Annotated in this window: 19 protein-coding genes; 15 read left to right on the top strand and 4 right to left on the bottom strand. The window is 60.1% G+C overall.

Annotated features, from left to right (window positions below; genetic code table 11):
* The first annotated feature begins 18 nt into the window (after positions 1–18).
* On the top strand, positions 19–423 hold the full coding sequence (locus G5179_RS16100) for a GFA family protein (protein ID WP_421258715.1): 405 nt from the start codon (positions 19–21) through the stop codon (positions 421–423).
* A 36-nt stretch (positions 424–459) separates the two neighbouring features.
* Here the strand turns inward: G5179_RS16100 and torR are convergent, their stop codons facing one another.
* A complete protein-coding gene (torR, locus tag G5179_RS16095) occupies positions 460–1,173 on the bottom strand; it encodes a two-component system response regulator TorR (protein ID WP_167572487.1) in 714 nt (237 codons plus the stop codon).
* Positions 1,174–1,318: 145 nt separating this feature from the next.
* Between torR and torC the strand changes: the two genes are divergently transcribed.
* The 6 genes from torC to G5179_RS16065 all read left to right on the top strand — a co-directional run bounded on the left by torC (position 1,319) and on the right by G5179_RS16065 (position 8,072).
* The gene (gene torC, locus G5179_RS16090; RefSeq protein WP_080771394.1) at positions 1,319–2,485 is read left to right on the top strand and encodes a pentaheme c-type cytochrome TorC; all 1,167 of its coding nucleotides are present in this window, start codon (positions 1,319–1,321) and stop codon (positions 2,483–2,485) included.
* A 27-nt stretch (positions 2,486–2,512) separates the two neighbouring features.
* The gene (gene torA, locus G5179_RS16085) at positions 2,513–5,005 is read left to right on the top strand and encodes a trimethylamine-N-oxide reductase TorA (protein WP_421258714.1); all 2,493 of its coding nucleotides are present in this window, start codon (positions 2,513–2,515) and stop codon (positions 5,003–5,005) included.
* A gap of 99 nt (positions 5,006–5,104) precedes the next feature.
* Complete coding sequence (gene torD, locus G5179_RS16080) at positions 5,105–5,773, top strand: molecular chaperone TorD (protein ID WP_021230390.1); 669 nt, start codon at positions 5,105–5,107, stop codon at positions 5,771–5,773.
* A 7-nt stretch (positions 5,774–5,780) separates the two neighbouring features.
* Positions 5,781–6,149 (top strand): hypothetical protein, encoded by a 369-nt coding sequence (locus G5179_RS16075; RefSeq protein ID WP_421258713.1) that lies wholly within the window; start codon positions 5,781–5,783, stop codon positions 6,147–6,149.
* A gap of 170 nt (positions 6,150–6,319) precedes the next feature.
* Positions 6,320–7,459: a hypothetical protein gene (locus tag G5179_RS16070; protein WP_421258712.1), complete on the top strand. Its 1,140-nt coding sequence runs from the start codon at positions 6,320–6,322 to the stop codon at positions 7,457–7,459.
* Positions 7,449–8,072, top strand: coding sequence for a MipA/OmpV family protein (locus G5179_RS16065; protein ID WP_216951967.1), 624 nt, complete (start codon positions 7,449–7,451; stop codon positions 8,070–8,072). The genes G5179_RS16070 and G5179_RS16065 overlap by 11 nt, the downstream gene beginning before the upstream one ends.
* Here G5179_RS16065 and G5179_RS16060 read toward each other — a convergent pair.
* Together G5179_RS16060 and G5179_RS16055 are read right to left on the bottom strand one after the other, a co-directional pair.
* On the bottom strand, positions 8,062–8,295 hold the full coding sequence (locus G5179_RS16060; protein ID WP_216951968.1) for a hypothetical protein: 234 nt from the start codon (positions 8,293–8,295) through the stop codon (positions 8,062–8,064). The two genes, G5179_RS16065 and G5179_RS16060, sit on opposite strands and share 11 nt — an antisense overlap.
* Positions 8,296–8,572: 277 nt before the next feature.
* Positions 8,573–8,851 (bottom strand): hypothetical protein, encoded by a 279-nt coding sequence (locus tag G5179_RS16055; RefSeq protein ID WP_216951969.1) that lies wholly within the window; start codon positions 8,849–8,851, stop codon positions 8,573–8,575.
* A 169-nt stretch (positions 8,852–9,020) separates the two neighbouring features.
* On the opposite strand from G5179_RS16055, the gene acs reads away from it, so the two are divergent.
* The 7 genes from acs (at position 9,021) to G5179_RS16020 (ending at position 16,988) form a co-directional block, all read left to right on the top strand.
* Positions 9,021–10,967, top strand: coding sequence for an acetate--CoA ligase (acs, locus tag G5179_RS16050; RefSeq protein WP_421258711.1), 1,947 nt, complete (start codon positions 9,021–9,023; stop codon positions 10,965–10,967).
* A gap of 288 nt (positions 10,968–11,255) precedes the next feature.
* A complete protein-coding gene (gene aroQ, locus G5179_RS16045) occupies positions 11,256–11,705 on the top strand; it encodes a type II 3-dehydroquinate dehydratase (RefSeq protein ID WP_139743401.1) in 450 nt (149 codons plus the stop codon).
* Positions 11,706–11,741: 36 nt separating this feature from the next.
* Positions 11,742–12,197 (top strand): acetyl-CoA carboxylase biotin carboxyl carrier protein, encoded by a 456-nt coding sequence (gene accB / locus G5179_RS16040; RefSeq protein WP_216951971.1) that lies wholly within the window; start codon positions 11,742–11,744, stop codon positions 12,195–12,197.
* Positions 12,198–12,212: 15 nt separating this feature from the next.
* Positions 12,213–13,553 (top strand): acetyl-CoA carboxylase biotin carboxylase subunit, encoded by a 1,341-nt coding sequence (gene accC, locus G5179_RS16035; RefSeq protein WP_216951972.1) that lies wholly within the window; start codon positions 12,213–12,215, stop codon positions 13,551–13,553.
* 207 nt (positions 13,554–13,760) lie between these two features.
* Positions 13,761–14,024 carry a DUF997 family protein gene (locus G5179_RS16030; protein WP_254204220.1) on the top strand — a complete coding sequence of 88 codons (264 nt, stop codon included), beginning with the start codon at positions 13,761–13,763 and terminating at the stop codon, positions 14,022–14,024.
* The gene (gene panF / locus G5179_RS16025) at positions 14,014–15,471 is read left to right on the top strand and encodes a sodium/pantothenate symporter (RefSeq protein ID WP_216979392.1); all 1,458 of its coding nucleotides are present in this window, start codon (positions 14,014–14,016) and stop codon (positions 15,469–15,471) included. Before G5179_RS16030 ends, panF begins: the two co-directional genes overlap by 11 nt.
* A gap of 89 nt (positions 15,472–15,560) precedes the next feature.
* Entirely contained in the window at positions 15,561–16,988 is a 1,428-nt protein-coding gene (locus G5179_RS16020; RefSeq protein WP_042080616.1) for a PTS transporter subunit EIIC, read from the top strand.
* 1 nt (position 16,989) lies between these two features.
* Here the strand turns inward: G5179_RS16020 and G5179_RS16015 are convergent, their stop codons facing one another.
* Positions 16,990–17,862, bottom strand: a complete 873-nt coding sequence (locus tag G5179_RS16015; protein ID WP_162504381.1) for a LysR family transcriptional regulator — start codon at positions 17,860–17,862, stop codon at positions 16,990–16,992.
* Positions 17,863–17,962: 100 nt separating this feature from the next.
* Here G5179_RS16015 and G5179_RS16010 point away from each other — a divergent pair, with 100 nt between their 5' ends.
* Positions 17,963–18,979, top strand: coding sequence for a zinc-binding alcohol dehydrogenase family protein (locus G5179_RS16010; RefSeq protein ID WP_167556680.1), 1,017 nt, complete (start codon positions 17,963–17,965; stop codon positions 18,977–18,979).
* Positions 18,980–19,350: the final 371 nt, after the last annotated feature.

Here is a 19,350-nt window from a genome sequence, read left to right as displayed (position 1 = left end):
CACACTCAAGGAGAAGAGATGAAAGAGTTACATGCCAGCTGCCTGTGTGGCGCCGTCACCCTGACCCTGCCGGATCAGTTCGACTATATGGGTAACTGCCACTGCGGCGAATGCCGCAAGTTTTCAGGGGGAGATTACGCCTCGGTCGGCGGACTGGATGGCAGCAAGGTCACCATAGTGAAGGGAGAAGAGGCCATCGGCCGCTACCGGAAATCTGCAGAGACCACCCTGGCCTTCTGCCGTCACTGCGGCTCCAGCCTGTTCAGCCAGAAGAGCAGCAGCGGCAAGATCAACCTGCGGTTGGGGGTACTGGACGATGTGCCGAGCCAGCGGCCCGCGTTTCACATCTTTGTCGGCTCCAAGGCGCCCTGGCACCAGATTGGCGACGACTGCCCGCAATTTGATACCCGCCCGCCGGTCTGATACCCGGTCAAACAGGTCAAGGCCGCCGCAACGGGATCAGGAGGCTATCTCACCGGCAAACAGATAGCCTTCACCATGGACGGTGACAAACAGCTGGGGATCCCGCGGATCCGCTTCCATCTTGCCGCGCAGCCGCCGGATCAACACGTCTATGGTGCGATCGCTCGGGCCATCGCCGCGATGGCTGATGAGGGTCAGGATCCGCTCCCGACTGAGCACCCGCCCGGCATGGGCGACAAAGGCCACCAGCACTTCATATTCCGCCTTGGTCAGACGCACCGGCACTCCGTCCTTGCTGAGCTGGCGACGGGGAATGTCAAAACGCCAGGGGCCAAAGCGCACCGCATCGTCAGCCACCGCAGGCTCGCTCGGCACGGCGGCCGCCAGCGAGATCCGCCACAGCAGATTCTTGACCCGCACCAGCAGTTCCCTGAGCTCGAACGGCTTGGTGACATAGTCATCGGCCCCCATCTCGAGGCCGACTATCCGGTCCACCGCATCACTGCGGCCGGTGACCAGAATGATCCCCACCGTGCTGCGCGCCCGCAGTTCACGGGTCAGCAGCAGACCATCTTCCCCCGGCAGGTTGATATCCAGCATCACCAGATCGACCGTCTGCTCCGCCAGCACGGCGCGCATCTCCTGGCCGTTTTCGACCGCCGTCACCCGATAGCCCTCCCGCTCGAAATAGCCGGTCAGCTTCTCGCGGGTAACCGCATCATCTTCAACAACCAGAATGTGGTAGCTCATGGGCAGGGTTCACGATGGTCGACAAGGGAGGATTATTCTATTCACATTTTGTCATAAATACCCCTATTTCATTAATTTGTGGCGGCAGCTCTGTTCACAACGCCTCCCTATCATGGCTCCCATCAAAAAAGTGATGTGAGAGAGCATGATGAAAAAACTGTGGCACTTCCTGCGCACCCCCAGCCGCCGCTGGTCGGTACTGGCGCTGCTTCTGGTGGGCGTCGGCGTCACCCTCGCGGGCACCGTCGGTCTGCACTATGGCTTTGAGAAAACCAGCAGCCTCGAATTCTGTATCTCCTGCCACTCCATGAAAGACACCGTCTATCCGGAGTACAAGGAGTCCATCCACTTCAAGAATGCCTCAGGGGTACAGGCGGTCTGTACCGACTGTCACCAGCCGAAGGATTTCGTCGGCAAGGTGGCCCGCAAGATGGAGGCGGCCAACGACCTCTATCAGGAGTACATAGGCCACAGCATCGACACCCAGGAGAAGTTCGAGGACCGGCGCCTGCATCTGGCCGAGAAGGTGTGGGCACGGATGAGCAGCCAGAACTCCAAGACCTGCAAGTCCTGCCACAGCTACGACAACATGGATCACGCCAAGCAGTCCCCGGCGGCTGCGCTGGCGATGAAAGATGCGGCGGCGAAGAACATGAACTGCATCGAGTGCCACAAGGGCATCGCCCACGAACTGCCCAACATGGCGGGCGGCTTCCGGGCCACTTACGCCACCCTGGTCAACGACGCGCAAGAGGCGCCAGCCGCCGAGACCCTCTACAACCTGGGTGAAAAAGATCTCTATGCCAGCGAACAGAGCAGCGACCCGGTCGGCAAACTGCTGCCCGCCTCCCGCATCGACGTCGTTGACCGCAGCGGCGATCGCCTCAAGGTGACCATCGAAGGGTGGCGCGAGAGCGATGGCAAGGGCCGGGTGCTGAGCGAATACATGGGCAAGCGGGTCTTCGTCGCCACCATCCGTGACGAACTTAAAGCGAGCGAGAAAGTGCTCAAACAGGAGACCGACAGCGCCACCCATATCAAGTGGGAACAGGTTCAGGTGCAGGCCTGGGTCGATGGCAAGGGCTTTGAGTCCTCGCTCAAGCCGATCTGGGATTACGCCGGCGAGATGTACAAATCCACCTGCAACTCCTGCCACGGCGCGCCGGATCCCGCTCACTTCACTGCCAACGGCTGGATTTCGGGACTCAAGGCGATGTCTGCCTACTATCGCCTGAGCAAGGAAGAGGAGCGCACCCTGCTCAAATACCTGCAAAACCATGCCGCCGATACCGGTGGTCAGGGCAGCCACTAAGTCCGGATTCGAAAGAGGAATAACAAGATGATCAATATTTCCCGTCGTGGTTTTCTGGGTGGCTTGCTGGCCAGCGGTGCCTCTGCCCTGATCGGCCCCTCCCTGCTCGGTCGCGCCGTGATGGCCGCCGAGTCTGGCGACAAGCTGGTGCAGTCCGGCTCCCACTGGGGCGCCTTCCGCGCCCGGGTGGTCGATGGGCGCTGGGTCGAGACCCTGCCGTTCGAGCACGACAAGCACCCCACAGACATGCTCAAAGCCTTGAGTGAAGTGGTCTACAACCCCTCCCGCATCCGCTACCCCATGGTGCGGCTGGACTGGCTACGCAAGGGGCACCAGTCCGACACCAGCGAACGCGGCCAAAACCGCTTCGTGCGGGTGACCTGGTCTCAGGCGCTCGATTTTTTCTATCACGAGCTGGAGCGGGTGCAGAAGACCTATGGCCCGAGCGCCCTCTATGCCGGTCACTCCGGCTGGCAGTCTGTGGGCAAGCTGCACTCCGCTGGCGCCATGCTGGGGCGCGCCATGAACCTGCACGGCACCTATCTGGCCAAGGCCGGTGACTACTCCACCGGTGCCGCCCAGGTGATCCTGCCCCACGTGGCGGGCGCCATGGAGGTGTATGAACAGCAGACCTCCTGGCCGCTGGTGCTGGAACACAGCAAGACCATCGTCATCTGGGGCTCCGATCCCATCAAGAACCTGCAGGTGGGCTGGCTGGTGCCGGATCACAGCGTCTACGACTACTGGGCACAGCTGAAAGAGAAGGTAGCCAAGGGCGAGATCCGGGTGATCAGTGTCGACCCGGTCAAATCCAAGACCCAGAAGTACCTCAATTGCGATCAGGTGACCCTGAATCCGCAGACCGACGTACCTCTGATGCTGGGCATCGCCCACACCCTCTACAGCGAGAAGCGCCACGACGAAGCGTTCCTGAAGAACTACACCACCGGCTTTGACAAGTTCCTGCCCTACCTGCTGGGCACCAGCGATGGTCAGGTGAAGGACGCCGAGTGGGCCGCCGCCATCTGTGGCGTACCAGCCGAGACCATCCGCGAGCTGGCCCGCGCCATGAGCAGCGGCCGCACCCAGCTTATCGGCGGCTGGTGTGTACAGCGCATGCACCACGGCGAGCAGTACGCCTGGATGCTAGTGGTACTGGCCTCGATGATTGGTCAGATCGGCCTGCCGGGGGGCGGTTACGGCTTTGGCTGGCACTACAACGGGGCGGGCACCATCACCTCCAGCGGCCCCATCATGTCCGGTTTCAGCTCGGTCATCCCCGGCGTTAAACCACTCCATGACGGCGACTGGAAGGGCTACTCCAAATTCATTCCGGTGGCCCGTTTCGTCGACTGCATCCTCAATCCGGGCAAGCAGATCGCCTTCAACGGCCAGACCATCACCTACCCCCACATGAAGATGGCGGTGTTCTGCGGCAACAACCCGTTCCACCACCAGCAGGATCGCAACAAGATGGTCGCGGCCTGGCGCAAGCTGGAAACCGTGGTCAGCATCGATCACCAGTGGACGGCCAGCTGCCGTTTTGCCGATATCGTGCTGCCCGCCACCACCACCTATGAGCGGGATGACATCGAGCAGTGGGGCTCCCACTCCAACGCGGGCATTCTGGCCATGTACAAGGTGGTGGAGCCGCTGTTCGAGGCGCGCGATGACTACGACATCTTTGCCGATCTTTGCCGTCGCTTCGGTCGCGAGACCGAGTTCACCGGTGGCAAGAGCAAGCTGGAGTGGATCCAGAGCATCTATGACGATGCCCGCCTGCAGGGCCGCGGCATCGGCATTCGTCTGCCCCGTTTCAGCCAGTTCTGGCACGGCGAAGGTTTCGTCACCTTCCCGGCGGGCCAACCCTGGGTGCGTCACGAGTCGTTCCGTCAGGAGCCGGATCTGGAACCGCTGGGTACCCCGTCCGGTCTCATCGAGATCTACTCCAAGACCATCGCCGACTACGGCTATGGGGATTGCCCGGGCCATCCGGTCTGGATCGAGCCCTACGAGCGCTCCCACGGCGGGCCGGGCAGCAAACAGTACCCGCTGCACCTGCAATCCTGCCACCCGGACAAGCGGCTGCACAGCCAGCTCTGCTCCTCCGACAACTATCGCGCCACCTACACAGTGCAGGGTCGCGAACCTGTCTACATGAATCCGCAGGATGCCAAATCCCGCGGCCTCAAGGACGGCGATCTGGTGCGAGTGTTCAACGGACGCGGTCAGGTACTGGCCGGGCTGGTGGTGAGCGATGACTACGCCCCCGGCGTGGTGCGCATTCAGGAAGGAGCCTGGTATGGCCCGCAAGAGGGCGGCAAGGTAGGGACTCTCTGTACCTACGGCGATCCCAACGTGCTGACTGCCGACATCGGCTCCTCCAGCCTGGCGCAGGCCACCACGGCCCATACCGCGCTGGTGGAGATCGAGAAGTTCCGCGGACAGGCACCCGCCGTCACTGCCTTCGGCGCGCCGGAATCGGCCAAGGGCATCGACCCCATGTTCCCGGCACTCTGACCCCAAGGGGACGAAAGCGACCCCTTGAGTTTCCTTTATTTTTAAAGTCGTTAGAATCGGGAGCCATCAAGGCTCCCGATTGCCATCCACGGAGGAAAAATGCAGGAATTTATGGCTACCAGCGAACGCCGGGCCGAACTCTACTGGTGGTTCTCCACCCTGTTCGCCGCCGAACTCAGTGATGAGCAGATCGCCGAATATGACACCTATGATGTGCGAAGCTTCCTGAAAAGCCTCTCCACCCTGGATCCGATGCGCGAAGCCGTGGCCGAACTCAACGAGGCCATCGCCCGCCTGCTGGTGCGCCCGGATCGCCAACTGGAACTGGCCGCCGACTTCGCCGGTCTGTTTCTGGTGGATCCCAAGCAGGGCGCCCTGCCCTACGAATCGCTCTACCGTGGTGAAGCCAAGCTACTGATGCAGGCCCCGATGGCCGAGATGCAGGCCCGCCTCGATCGCCTCGGCATCAATGTTAGTGATAAATACAAAGAGCCTGCCGACCATCTGGCCATCGAGCTGGATCTGATGGGCAATCTCATCATCCGCGCAGCGGAAGCCAAGAGCGCGGCCGAGCGGGAACGCTGGCTCGACGAGCAGGAAGCGCTGCTGCACGGCCATCTGCTGGGCTGGTTTGACAAGTTCGAAAGCGCCTGTCGCGCCGCCGACCGGTTTGGCTTCTACGGCGCCAGTGCCCGTCTGCTGGGGGTCTTCCTCAAGATGGATGCCAACTACCTCTCTCTGGTCAAACCGGCACCGTCTGCCGACTGAGGCCGCGATGAAGACAGCCCTGCTTCTGATTGCATGCTGGCTGCTGGCCCTGATCCCGCTGGATCAGGGCATTACTCCCCTGATCTCGCTGCTGTTCAACCCGGATCGCGAGCTCTACGGCACCGCCCAGCTCACCGGATTTGCCGGCATCCTGCTCACCCTCTACCTTGCCAATCTCGGTGTCGAGGTGGTGTTGCGCCGCCGCTTCCAGATCGCCGGCATGCTGGCGCTGCTGGCCGCCTGGATCGACTTCATCAACAGCAGCGGCAGCGAGTCGCACTTCCTGCTGCTCTATCTGCTTGCCCTCCCGTTCCATCTGCTCGGCTGGCTGGTATTTGTGCGCGGTGTTCAGGCGTTTGGCCGAGAGAAAGGCTAAAAAACAGCCAATAATATTGCAAATCATGACAGCAAGGTCAGGCACTTCCCAGTCATTACAAGCACATCGGTACAGCTCCCCGTAATATTTGCTTACATTCAGCTCCCGTTCAGTTTTACAAAAGCCGATATAGTGCCGCTCCTTTCGCCACACTACACAGGAGCAATCGTATGCCTCCACAGGATGCGCGCATCACAGGCCTCGATCTGTTGCGCGGGCTTGTCATCTTCATGGCCGTCTTCGAGCACTACACCGGTTACCTCAACTACTGGTACATCGATTTCTTCAATCGGGAACATGCCTTGTGGGACAGCTTCTATGTATCACACAAGGCAATGGCGGGGCACCTGCTCCCCATGGATCAGCTGACAGCACACGCATCAGCCTGGTTAATCCCCTGGGTCAGCCAGATCTACCTGGCCTTGGCCGCATTCAACCTGAGCCGCCGCGATCAGGCCAGCTTCAAGCCGCAGCTGGGCAGCAAGCTGGCCCTGTTTACCAGCATCATACTGATGCTCTATGTCGAAGGGTTGGTCATCGCCCCCAACTTCGGCGAGGCCATCTCGTTCTACCCGGTCATGCTCTGGATGTGCCTGCTGGCGCTCTTCTCCATGGTGTATGCCTGGTTCGGCATCCGCGGCATGCTCCTGCTGACCCTTCTAAGCCTGCTACTGGATCAACTCGGCGTACAGGATCTGCTCGGCCATATCGACAGCTGGATGAAGCTGCACGTTCACCCCGACTATGAGCTGGATGCCCGTCTCGACCTCTTCATGGCCAGTGGCTGTTTCGGCTTTCTCTATGGCTGGTGCTGGCATCAGCGCCCACAATGGCGAGATCGCCTCAACCGTCTGGTACTGACGCTGTCGCTGGTGGCGCTGGCCATCTATCTCATGTTCGGCGAGACAAGCACGGTCGAGCTCAACGACATCTACGCCAACGAACACGAACTGGCGCTGGACATGATCGGCCGAGCCGGGATCTGGGGTATGGAGTTTCTGGTGATCGGTACCGTGCTCTGGCTACACCAACACAATATCCGTCTCTGCTGGCGACCACTCAACTGGATCGGCATGTACTCGCTGACCGTCTTCATCTTCCACAAGAGCATCTTCGTGCACCTGTGGGGCCCCTTGCTACTGTGGTGGACCGCCCGTCAGGGCACCATACTGCCCAACAGTTTTGGCCTTATCATGTTGCTCTGCACCGCCAGCATACTGCTTATTTATGCTTTCCAGCGCTCCGGCATCATCTGTCATCTGATGGGAATGCATCAGGATCGGGACTGGGCGCGGCTATATGGCAAATAAGTATTGGCTGTCGCTGCTAATACTGGTGACGCTACCATTGCAAGCAAAGGAGTTGTTACTGGGCAGCAGCTGGCAACTGGATAGTAACCAGGCCAGTAGTAACGCAACCCAGCACAGCCAACTCTGGTGGGGTTATGAACGGGAGACCCAGGTTGGGCTCCTTTTCACTAACGGAAGCAGTGCCGGGCTGGCACTACCTCTCTATGAAAAGAGTTTTATCGCCTTGGGAGTTGGATCCATGCCAGTGGTTGATAGTACCCGTTTCAGTGCTATGTGGCGCCTGGGATGGCAGCTGGATGATGACCATCAATTGACGTTGTCCCAGCTCGTCGACCTCACTGGCCGTTATGGCCAGCTCTGGTACATGGAGCACAGCCTGCCGCTGCCGGCCGGGCTCTCCCTCAACCTCTGGCTGACCCGGGGCAGTCAGGCACACATGGCCGCTTATGATGCTCATGAAGGTTGGCGAGACTGGGGGCTAACCCTGGAGCACAGTTGGGCTTGGCAAAAGTGGCAACTCGACGCAGAAGCGGGTGCCAAGCAGTGGCTCATCAAGGATCGCGATTGGCAACCCGTCGTGAACCTGACCCTGAGCTATCGCTTCAGCTGGTAACACTCACACCACAGGCAACTTCCACGTTTACCAGCGCCCACCTATCTTGGGTCCAGCCAAATGAAAACGCACAGACAGTCAAACCCATCGCATCATTAGGCTCTACAATGCAACTGCTTCCTGCAATCAGGGGGATATCCTGTTGCTGCGCACTCCAGGTTTCCTGACCAAATGGCAACATGCCAACCATGTTGCCAAATTCCATTACAACAGAGTCAATCATCGTCAGCCCTCTTTGCCAGCAAGCCGCACAGCTCAAGCACTAACGCTCTGATCGCGCATGATAAACATCCTCTGTTAGCGACATAACGCTCTCTCGGGATGTCAAAAGGACCACGGTAGCAAGGGCTTGCAACTCAGGCTGAACATCTGTGCCGACAAGCCATTAACAGGGGAAAAAGGGATTATCTATTGGTACGCAACGTCAGGTCGACTGCGTTCATCAAAGGATGATGATGTCATTGGTGCCGCAGGGGAAAATCCCCTGGCGATAGATATGACTATCTGCCAAACGTCAGGGTGGGAACACCACCATCATCCCGCTCATTGAGCATGCGTGTGAGCGGTGAGTCGCCAGAGTAACGGGATCCAGGCTCACTGAGGGAAAATTTGGCCCCCGGTTTTTTTGCCTGCCATGCGTTGCCAAGCTGATCGGCAACCCGATCCCGCACTGTCTGTGACGGCTCCTGATGCGTAATCGCAAACTCTTTGGGGGGCTTGTCTGCCAGTACAGGCACATCAAACTGCCAGAGGGATGCACAGAGCAATAGAGAGAACATAACTACCTCCATCCATCAAAGTCCTCCTTTTTACTCACTCACCACCTGAGTGTCACCCATTACCCTGTAACCAAATGTTGCTGTCTATCCAAAAGTCTAATTGCCCCCATCAGCCAAAGGTATAAGTTGTTACTTAATTATTAAAAGTATGTATTCAAAGGAGTGAGTGATGAGCGAGAGCAAGGTCTATCCGGTCAAACCCCATATCAGCAACAGCGCCCTGCTCGACAAGGGCGACTACGCCGCCATGTACCAGGCCTCCGTCGAGGATCCCGATACCTTCTGGGGTGAACAGGGCAAAATCCTCGACTGGATAAAGCCCTACACCAAGGTAAAAAACACCTCCTACGATCCGGGCCATGTCTCCATCAAATGGTTTGAGGATGGCCAGCTCAACGTCTCCGCCAACTGCCTCGATCGCCACTTGGCAGAGCGTGGCGACAAGGTCGCCATCATCTGGGAAGGGGACAACCCTGCCGAAGATCGCAAACTCACTTATCGCGAATTGCACGCCGAAGTGTGCAAGTTTGCCAACGTCTTGAAAGCACAAGGGGTTCACCGCGGCGACGTGGTCTGCCTTTATATGCCCATGGTGCCCGAAGCCGCCATCGCCATGCTGGCCTGTACCCGCATCGGCGCGGTACACAGCATCGTCTTCGGCGGCTTCTCGCCGGAAGCGCTGGCCGGTCGCATCATCGACTCGGGCTCGCGCATCGTGATCACCGCCGACGAGGGACTGCGCGGTGGCCGTCCGGTGCCACTCAAGAAAAACGTGGATGAAGCGCTCACCAACCCGGATACCCAGGTTAACAAGGTGATCGTGCTCAAGCGCACCGGCGGCAATGTCGCCTGGCACAACCACCGCGACATCTGGTGGCATGAAGCGACCGCCACCGTCAGCAGCGACTGCCCGCCCGAGGCGATGAACGCCGAAGATCCGCTCTTTATCCTCTATACCTCCGGCTCCACCGGCAAACCCAAGGGGGTGCTGCACACCACCGGCGGCTATCTGGTCTATGCCACCCTCACCTTCAAATATGTGTTCGACTACCACGAAGAGGACATCTACTGGTGTACCGCCGATGTGGGCTGGGTCACTGGTCACTCCTATCTGGTCTACGGGCCGCTCGCCAACGGCGCCACCACCATCATGTTCGAAGGGGTGCCCAACTACCCGGCCACCAACCGCATGAGTCAGGTGGTGGACAAGCACCAGGTCACCATCCTCTATACCGCCCCCACTGCCATCCGCGCCCTGATGGCCAAGGGCAACGAAGCTGTCACCGGCACCTCGCGCCAGAGCCTGCGCATCATGGGCTCGGTGGGTGAACCGATCAACCCGGAAGCCTGGGAGTGGTACTACCGCACCATTGGCGATGAGCGCTGCCCCATTGTCGATACCTGGTGGCAGACCGAAACCGGCGGCATCCTGATTACGCCGCTGCCCGGCGTCACCGACCTGAAACCGGGCTCGGCGACTCGTCCCTTCTTCGGGGTGCAACCGGCGCTGGTCGACAACATGGGCGAACCGCTGGAGGGGGCTACCGAGGGCAACCTGGTGATCACCGACTCCTGGCCGGGTCAGATGCGCACCGTGTTCGGCGATCACGAGCGGTTCGAGCAGACCTACTTCTCCACCTTCCCGGGCCGCTACTTCACCGGCGACGGAGCCCGTCGCGACGAGGACGGCTACTACTGGATCACCGGTCGGGTGGATGATGTACTGAACGTCTCCGGTCACCGCATGGGTACCGCCGAAATTGAATCGGCGCTGGTGGCCCATCCCAAGATCGCCGAAGCCGCGGTGGTGGGGGTTCCTCACGAGATCAAGGGTCAGGGCATCTATGCCTATGTCACCCTGATCGCCGGGGAAGAGCCAAGCCGCGAGCTGCACAAAGAGGTGAAGGAGTGGGTGCGCAAGGAGATCGGTGCCATCGCAACACCAGACGTGATCCACTGGGCGGAGGGGTTGCCGAAGACCCGTTCCGGCAAGATCATGCGCCGCATCTTGCGCAAGATCGCCACCGGCGAGACCGACAGCTTGGGGGATATCTCCACCCTGGCGGACCCGGGGGTAGTAGACAAACTCATCCGCGAGAAGTCGGAAGCAGCCTGATCCCGCTTCGTTTGTTGCTCGACAAAGCCGGCCCTGTGCCGGCTTTGCTGTTTCTACAGCGGTACAAACGGCCTGAGCGGCTGAAACTGGGCGCACAGGGAGGTGGTACTCAATAAATAGCCAGATGTAGAGATTAGACCAGTAAAATGCTGCTAATTTTCACGAAATCAATATAATTGCGAAATCTGTGTGCCAGGGCACACCGATTTGCGCAGAAAATGGCTAGATTTCAGGTAGTCCACAAGATAGCTGACAGATAGCAGCATGATCATCGAGGATGCACTCAATATGTCGCAACATCGCCGAATTCTCCTGCTCAACGGTCCAAACCTGAATCTGCTGGGCAAACGGGAACCGGGTATCTACGGCAGCAAGACGCTCGATGAGATCGTCGCCGATCTGAAGCTCAACGCCAGCGAACTCGGTGTCACTCTGGAACATCTGCAATCCAACGCCGAACATGAGTTGGTCAGCCGCATCCATCAGGCCATGGGTCAGGTGGATTTCATCATCATCAATCCGGCCGCCTTCACCCACACCAGCGTCGCCATCCGCGATGCGCTGCTGGGTGTCGCCATCCCCTTTATCGAGGTTCACCTGTCAAACGTTCATGCCAGGGAGCCGTTTCGTCATCACTCCTATCTGTCTGATGTCGCCAAAGGGGTCATTTGTGGTCTGGGAGCCGATGGCTATCAATTCGCTTTAACCGCGGCCGTGCGCCATCTGCACGCGGCTTGATAATCACTGATCAGATAAAGAAGAAAGAGAATGCTAATGGATATCCGCAAAATCAAGAAGCTGATTGAACTGGTTGAAGAGTCCGGCATCGCCGAACTGGAGATCTCCGAAGGTGAAGAGTCCGTTCGCATCAGCCGCAACTTCGCAGGCCAGGTCACTGCCGCACCGCAGATGATCATGCAGCAAGCAGCCGCTCCGGTTGCCGCTCCAGCCGCCGCCCCGGTTGCCGCTGCGCCGGCCGCAGATGCCGCACCGAGCGGTCACCTGATGCGCTCTCCCATGGTTGGCTCCTTCTACCGCTCCTCCAGCCCGGAAGCCAAGCCGTTCGTGGAAGTGGGTCAGCAAGTCAATGTCGGCGATACCCTGTGCATCGTCGAAGCCATGAAAATGATGAACCAAATCGAGTCTGACAAGGCCGGTGTGATCAAAGCGATCCTGGTTGAAAATGGTCAGGCCGTCGAATTTGACGAGCCGCTGTTCATCATCGAATAAGGGAAATCGCCACCCATGTTGGACAAAGTAGTCATCGCCAACCGCGGTGAAATTGCCCTGCGGATCCTGCGCGCCTGCAAAGAGCTCGGGATAAAGACAGTGGCCGTTCACTCCACCGCCGACCGGGAGCTCAAACATGTGCTGCTGGCCGACGAATCCATCTGTATCGGCAAACCAGCCAGTACCGACTCCTACCTCAACGTTCCGGCCATCATCGCCGCCGCCGAGGTGACCGGTGCCGTGGCCATCCACCCGGGTTACGGCTTCCTTTCCGAGAACGCCGATTTTGCCGAAGTGGTCGAAAAATCCGGCTTCATCTTCATCGGCCCGCGCGCCGAGACCATCCGCCTGATGGGTGACAAAGTCTCCGCCATCGAAGCGATGAAGAAGGCAGGCGTACCGTGTGTACCGGGCTCTGACGGTCCGGTGGACAACGACACCAAGCGCAACGCCGCCATTGCCAAGCGCATCGGCTATCCGGTGATCATCAAGGCCGCCGGTGGCGGCGGTGGTCGTGGCATGCGCGTGGTACGCAGCGAGGCCGAGCTAGCCTCCGCCATTGCCCTAACCAAATCCGAAGCAGGCCAGTTCTTCAAGAACGACATGGTCTACATGGAGAAGTACCTGGAAAACCCGCGCCACATCGAAATTCAGGTGTTGGCAGACGGCCAGGGCAACGCCCTCTATCTGGGCGAGCGTGACTGCTCCATGCAGCGTCGCCACCAGAAAGTGGTGGAAGAGGCGCCGGCACCCGGCATCACCGCCGAAATGCGCAAGTTCATCGGCGAGCGCTGTGTGCGCGCCTGTATCGAGATCGGCTACCGCGGTGCGGGTACTTTCGAGTTCCTGTACGAGAACGGCGAGTTCTATTTCATCGAAATGAACACCCGTATCCAGGTTGAGCATCCGGTCACCGAGATGGTCACCGGTATCGATCTGATCAAGGAGCAGCTGCGCATCGCCGCCGGTCAGCCCCTGTCGATCACCCAGCAGGATATCCGCATCCGTGGTCATGCCATCGAGTGCCGGATCAACGCCGAAGATCCGGCCACCTTCATGCCCTCTCCGGGTCTGGTGCAGCGCTTCCACGCGCCGGGTGGTCTGGGCGTGCGTTGGGACTCCCACATCTATGCCGGTTACAAGGTACCGCCCCACTATGATTCGATGATCGGCAAGCTGATCTGCTACGGCGAGAATCGTGACATTGCCATCGCCCGCATGCGCCATGCGCTGGACGAGCTGGTAGTGGAAGGGATCAAGACCAACGTACCGCTGCAAAAAGAGATCATGAAAGACGAAAACTTCCAGCACGGTGGCACCAATATCCACTACCTGCACAAGAAGTTAGGTCTGTAAGGATCGCTGATAGAGACCCGATGACATTGCACGGTGGCAGTACCAACGCCCACTATCTGCACAAGAAGTTGGGTCTGTAAGGATCTCTGATAGAGACCGGACTTCCGGTGGAAGTCTGCTCCGCAAGGAGCCTCTGCTGAAAAAGGGCCATGGCGACATGGCCCTTTTTTGTTATCCTTGCGCCCCTCAAAATTGTCGGAGGCCAAGGTGAACCGTTTTGCTCTCGCCCGCCGGGAAGCAGCTTTCTGCCTGCTGCTGACCCTACTCTATTTTCTTGCCTGGTATGGCACGGCTTATCTGATCCCGGAAGAGATCGAATGCTGGGACATTCCCCTTTGGTTCCTGCTCAGTTGCGTGGCGATGCCACTGCTGTTCATCGCACTATGTGCCCTGATGGTGGATCGACTGTTTGTGGATATCCCCCTCGATACCCCAGCTCCTTCCGGCAAGGAGTCATCCCATGAATCTTGAGCTGATGCTGCCGCTCTTCATCTATCTGGTGCTGGTGCTGGGGGTGGGTTTCTGGGCCAGCCGTCATAGAGCTGAAGGCAACTTCGTGCAGGAGTACTTCATCGGCAACCGCAGCATGGGCGGGCTGGTGCTGGCGATGACGCTAGTGGCCACCTACACCTCGGCCTCCTCCTTTATCGGTGGGCCGGGCGCGGCCTACAAGATCGGTCTGGGCTGGGTGTTGCTGGCGATGATCCAGCTGCCCACCGTCTGGCTCACTCTGGGAGTACTGGGCAAGAAGTTCGCCATCATCGCCCGCCGGGTCAATGCGGTGACCATCAACGACATGCTGTGGGCCCGCTATCAGAGCAAGGCAGTGGTGATCCTCGGCTCCGTTACTATCATCCTCGCCTTTATCGCGACCATGGTGGTGCAGTTTATCGGCGGTGCCCGCCTGCTGGAGACCGCTACCGGCCTCTCCTACCAGCAGGGGTTGATGCTGTTTGCCAGCTGTGTGCTGCTCTACACCATCATCGGCGGCTTCCGCGCCGTGGTGATGACCGATGCCCTGCAGGGGATCATCATGCTGATCGGCACCGGCGCCCTGCTGGCAGGAATTCTGATTGCCGGTGACGGGCTGCCGAACCTTATCCACCAGCTCAGGGAGATCGATCCCAAGCTGGTAAGCCCGCAAGGGGCCGGCGACATGCTGACCCAGCCCTTTATGCTGAGCTTCTGGATCCTGGTCTGTGTCGGGGTGGTGGGGCTACCCCACTCGGCGCTGCGCTGTTTTGGCTATCGCGACAGCAAGGCGCTCCATCGCGGCATTCTGATCGGTACTGTGGTCAGCGCCCTGCTGATGTTCGGCATGCATCTGGCGGGCGCCCTCGGCCGCGCCATCCTGCCGGGCATGGACAGCCCGGACAAGATCATGCCCTCCCTGATGATGGAAGTGCTGCCCCCCTGGCTGGCCGGGGTCTTTCTGGCGGCGCCGATGGCGGCCATCATGTCCACCATCGACTCCCAGCTGATCCAGGCTTCCGCCACTCTGGTGAAGGATCTCTATCTCAACTATCTGAGTCCAAAGCAGGAGAAGCTGGAAGTGCGCATTCCGCGCCTCTCCCTGCTCTGCACCCTGATCCTCGGCACCCTGGTGCTGCTGGCGGCGTTGCAACCGCCCGAGATGATCATCTGGCTCAACCTGCTCGCCTTTGGCGGTCTGCAGGCGGTGTTCCTCTGGCCACTGGTGCTCGGCCTCTACTGGTCGCGGGCCAACGGCCCGGGCGCGCTGGCCAGCATGGTCAGCGGCATCGTCTGCTATGGGGTACTCAGTCAGTGGGGGATCAAGCTGGCTGGCCTGCACGCCATCGTGCCAAGCCTCACGCTGGCACTGGTGGTCTTTATCACGGTCAGCCTGCTGACGGCACCGCCCTCGCGGGAAGTGCGCGAGCTTTTCGGGCAGAAATAATAAAAATATAAATTAGGGGTTCCAAAACTATCCCCAAATAGGTGTTTTCCGGTTAAACTGTGCGCCAAGTCACAGAACGTAGCCGCTGTATGCCCGTTAAAGCCACTCGACAAGTCGTTACTCAAGCCCTGCAGCGGCTCGGTTATGCCCTGCTGCTGCCCGTCTCCATCCTGCCGATGGCGGCGCTGATATACCGGCTTGGTCAACCCGACGTGCTCGATTTGGCGGTGCTCTCCCTCACCGGTCAGGCGATCTTCAGCCAGATGCCGCTTATCTATGCGGTGGCGATCGCCTTTGGCCTGAGTCGGCAAGAGCTGGGCGGGCAGACGCTGGCGGGTGCGGTCAACTTCCTGCTGCTCAGCACCGCCTTCAATACGCTGGCCCCCAACCTGCACGCCGACATGATCTGCGGCCTGCTGGCGGGACTCACCACCGCCATTATCTATCCCTGGGTTCACCAGCAAACGCTGCCCCGCTGGCTGCAGATCGCCAGGGGGGAGTTTCCCAGCCTGCTGGTGTCGGCCTTGGCCTGCCTGCTGATCGCCATCCCCCTCTCGCTACTGTGGCCGCCACTGGAGCGCGGGCTGACCCTGCTCACCTCCGAGCTGCTCACCACGCCGTTTGGCGCCTTCTGCTACGGCACCCTCAACCGACTGCTGATCCCGCTCGGGCTGCATCAGGTATTGGGCAGCGTCATCGGCCTTGGCGAGAGCAACCTGCAGGCGCTGGCCACCGCCCAGCCCCTTCATGAAGGGTATGTGGCCGGTCTCTACCCCATCATCATGTTCGGCCTGCCGGGCGCCTGTTTTGCCATCTGGCTGCATCGCCAACGGATGCAGCGGCTGCCACAGGGCGGGCTGCTGCTCACCCTGGCGCTCACCTCGGCACTGGTGGGGATCACAGAGCCCATCGAATTTCTGTTCGCCTTTACCGCCCCCTGGCTGTTTCTCGCCCACGCTCTGTTGACCGGGCTATCGCTCGCTGTCTGTAGCGGGCTGGGGATCAAGGTGGGCAGTTACTTCTCCGCCGGTCTGCTGGATCTGGTGCTGAGCTATCAGGCAGGGGAGCACAGCTTCTGGCTCATCCCGGTCGGTATCCTGTTTTTCGTCGCCTACACCCTGCTCTTTTACCAACTGCTGGAGCGTGCCCCCCTCAGCATGCCGAGCAAGCCCATCGCGGTGGAGCATCCGCGCCTTGCCAGCGTTGCCCCCTCAGACCCGCAGATGCTGGCGATCCAGTACCTCAAGGTGCTGGGCGGGATGGACAATCTGGTGGCGATGAGTGTCTGTATCACCCGCCTCAGCCTGCGGGTGCGCGATATTTCACTGGTGGATGAATCTCGCCTGCTGGGCCTGGGCTGCCTCTCCTGGATCCAGCTCAACGACCACCAGCTGGTGCTGGTGCTGGGCCCCAGCGCCAGCCTGATTGAAGGGCAGATCCGCATGCTGGCGGAGCGCCAGTCGGTCCCCCTCGGCCTCAAACCCAATCAGGAGTCGGCCAGCCAGAGCAGCTGGTAACTCAGGCAAACGGCAACCGCTCGGCCACGAAATCCATCAGGGTGCGCAGGGCGGGAGCCAGATGCTCCCGACTCGGATAGATAAGGTAAAACGGGTTGGCCGGAATGGGCTGATCCGGCAACACCTTCTGCAGCCGCCCCGCCGCCAAATCCCCTTCACAGACATGGTGGGGCAACAGGGCAATCCCCCCGTCATGAAGCGCCATCTCCCGCAGCGCCAGCAAGCTGTTGCTGACACAGGCCCCCTGCGGCCGCCAGCCCCCCTCCTGCAATGGCCACACCGGCATGGCCGAGTGCACCAGACAGGCATAACGGCCCAGCTCGCTCAACTGCTGCGGCATACCGTGGGCCGCCAGATAGGCGGGCGCAGCCACCAGATGACGCGCCACCTGACCGATACGCCGACAGATAAGGCTGGAGTCTTTCAGCGGCGCCGCCCGCAGCGCCAAATCATAACCTTCCCCCACCAGATCGAGCTGATCGTCACTCAGGGTCAGCTCCAGCACCACTTCGGGATAGAGGGCGCGAAACTCGGCGAGGATCCGGCCAAGCAGCAGGGTGCCGGTCGCCTCGGGGGCGGTGATCCGCACCCGCCCCGCCGGGGCCGAGCGCAGCCGTGCCATCGCCAGATTGGCGCTACGGGCCAGTGCCAGCAGCCCCTGACAGTGCTCCACATAGAGCTCCCCCTGCGGCGTCAGGCTCAACCTGCGAGTGGTACGCTGCAACAGCCGCACCCCGAGCTGGGATTCGAGCCGCGAGATCTTCTGGCTCACCGACGACTTGGGCATACCGAGCAGCTCGGCGGCTCGGGTAAAGCTTCCCTGCTCCACCACGGTGGCAAACAGCCCCATCAACTCCAGATCGACATTGTTCATATATTCAAACAGTCTTTGCCGATTACCCATCTTAATCTTGATAATCAACCAGACTAGAGTGAGTGGCAATCCCGAACACAGCGATTTGAAAGGAAAAACCATGAAAGCCATTGCCCTGACTCACTATCTGCCAAGCGACCACCCCGACTGCTTCATCGCCGCCAACCTGCCCGATCCGGTTCCGGGCCCGCGGGATCTGCTGGTGCGGGTCACCGCCACCTCCGTCAATCCGGTGGATACCAAGGTGCGCTCCCCCAAGGCCAAAATTGAAAGCTCGCCCCGGGTGCTGGGCTGGGATGCGGTGGGGGAAGTGATCGCCACTGGCAGCGAAGTGACCCTGTTCAAGGCGGGCGACCGAGTCTGGTATGCCGGCGATATCAGCCGTCCGGGCAGCAACAGCGCCCTGCAACTGGTGGATGAGCGCATCGCCGCCATCGCCCCCACCAGCTTGAGCGATGTGGAGGCCGCCGCCCTGCCGCTCACCGCCATCACCGCCTGGGAGACCCTGTTCGAGCGCTTCGCTCTTACCCGCGAAAGTCGTGGCAAACTGCTGATCATCGGCGGCGCCGGTGGCGTGGGCTCCATCGCCATCCAGCTGGCCCGCCAGCTCACCGACATGGAGGTGATTGCTACCGCCTCCCGCCCCGAGAGCCGCGAGTGGTGCCTCGAGATGGGCGCCCATCAGGTCGTGAACCACCACAAGTTGCAGGAGGAGCTGACCGCCCTTGGCATCACTCAGGTCGATGCCATCTTCTGCACCAACGCCACCGCCGAGCACTGGGCCACCATGGCAGGGCTGATCCGCCCGTTTGGCCATATCTGCACCATCGCCGAATCGAGCGAGCCGTGGGATCTCTCCCTGCTCAAGAGCAAGAGCGTCACCTTCAGCCAGGAGTTCATGTTCACCCGATCCCTGTTCCAGACACCGGACATGATCGAACAGCACCACCTGCTCTGCCGGGTGGCGGCACTGGTCGATGAAGGGGTACTGCAGACCACCCTGACCAGAACCATCCCCTCACTGACCCCGGTCACGCTGGCTCAGGCCCATGCCGAGGTTGAAGCGGGCCGCATGGTAGGCAAGCTGGTGATCGACATGAGCGGCTTTGCCAACTAAGCCTTCAAACGCACCATGATGGGATAAGTTCACCAAGGAGATGCCCCAAACGGGCACAACCAGCGGCACTCATGACTGCCTGTGGCAGGCCAACGTCCGACAATCAGCCAAAAAAGAGGCCATTTCGCGAGAAATGGCCTGAATACCTGAACATTGGGGTAACAATCACACACATATCCTTATGCAGGACAATCTAGTCTTTGCATCTGGCGTGCCAACAGCAGCATGAATGCGCCAAAACGGCGCTAGCCCGTCCTTGAGCAAGGTGCCAACCTTGCTCTTTTTTTGTCTGGCATGTCCCGTCCTGAATATGGTTTACACCTTTCCCCCCAATACATGGAGAACCCGATGGGACAAGGTGTGAAACGAAC

The organism is Aeromonas sp. 600886, from assembly GCF_049174935.1.
GTDB lineage: Bacteria > Pseudomonadota > Gammaproteobacteria > Enterobacterales > Aeromonadaceae > Aeromonas > Aeromonas veronii_A.
Note: the sequence above shows the minus strand (reverse complement) of the source record. Positions and strands in the feature narration are given on the sequence as shown.

Coding starts and splice junctions, on each gene's coding strand:
- G5179_RS16055 (WP_216951969.1), bottom strand. CDS start 8,851: ATGTTCTCTCTATTGCTCTGTGCATCCCTCTGGCAGTTTGATGTGCCT.
- G5179_RS16070 (WP_421258712.1), top strand. CDS start 6,320: ATGCCTCCACAGGATGCGCGCATCACAGGCCTCGATCTGTTGCGCGGG.
- torC (WP_080771394.1), top strand. CDS start 1,319: ATGATGAAAAAACTGTGGCACTTCCTGCGCACCCCCAGCCGCCGCTGG.
- G5179_RS16015 (WP_162504381.1), bottom strand. CDS start 17,862: ATGAACAATGTCGATCTGGAGTTGATGGGGCTGTTTGCCACCGTGGTG.
- acs (WP_421258711.1), top strand. CDS start 9,021: ATGAGCGAGAGCAAGGTCTATCCGGTCAAACCCCATATCAGCAACAGC.
- G5179_RS16075 (WP_421258713.1), top strand. CDS start 5,781: ATGAAGACAGCCCTGCTTCTGATTGCATGCTGGCTGCTGGCCCTGATC.
- G5179_RS16060 (WP_216951968.1), bottom strand. CDS start 8,295: ATGATTGACTCTGTTGTAATGGAATTTGGCAACATGGTTGGCATGTTG.
- G5179_RS16020 (WP_042080616.1), top strand. CDS start 15,561: ATGCCCGTTAAAGCCACTCGACAAGTCGTTACTCAAGCCCTGCAGCGG.
- torR (WP_167572487.1), bottom strand. CDS start 1,173: ATGAGCTACCACATTCTGGTTGTTGAAGATGATGCGGTTACCCGCGAG.
- G5179_RS16065 (WP_216951967.1), top strand. CDS start 7,449: ATGGCAAATAAGTATTGGCTGTCGCTGCTAATACTGGTGACGCTACCA.
- panF (WP_216979392.1), top strand. CDS start 14,014: ATGAATCTTGAGCTGATGCTGCCGCTCTTCATCTATCTGGTGCTGGTG.
- torD (WP_021230390.1), top strand. CDS start 5,105: ATGCAGGAATTTATGGCTACCAGCGAACGCCGGGCCGAACTCTACTGG.
- accC (WP_216951972.1), top strand. CDS start 12,213: ATGTTGGACAAAGTAGTCATCGCCAACCGCGGTGAAATTGCCCTGCGG.
- accB (WP_216951971.1), top strand. CDS start 11,742: ATGGATATCCGCAAAATCAAGAAGCTGATTGAACTGGTTGAAGAGTCC.
- torA (WP_421258714.1), top strand. CDS start 2,513: ATGATCAATATTTCCCGTCGTGGTTTTCTGGGTGGCTTGCTGGCCAGC.
- G5179_RS16100 (WP_421258715.1), top strand. CDS start 19: ATGAAAGAGTTACATGCCAGCTGCCTGTGTGGCGCCGTCACCCTGACC.
- G5179_RS16010 (WP_167556680.1), top strand. CDS start 17,963: ATGAAAGCCATTGCCCTGACTCACTATCTGCCAAGCGACCACCCCGAC.
- aroQ (WP_139743401.1), top strand. CDS start 11,256: ATGTCGCAACATCGCCGAATTCTCCTGCTCAACGGTCCAAACCTGAAT.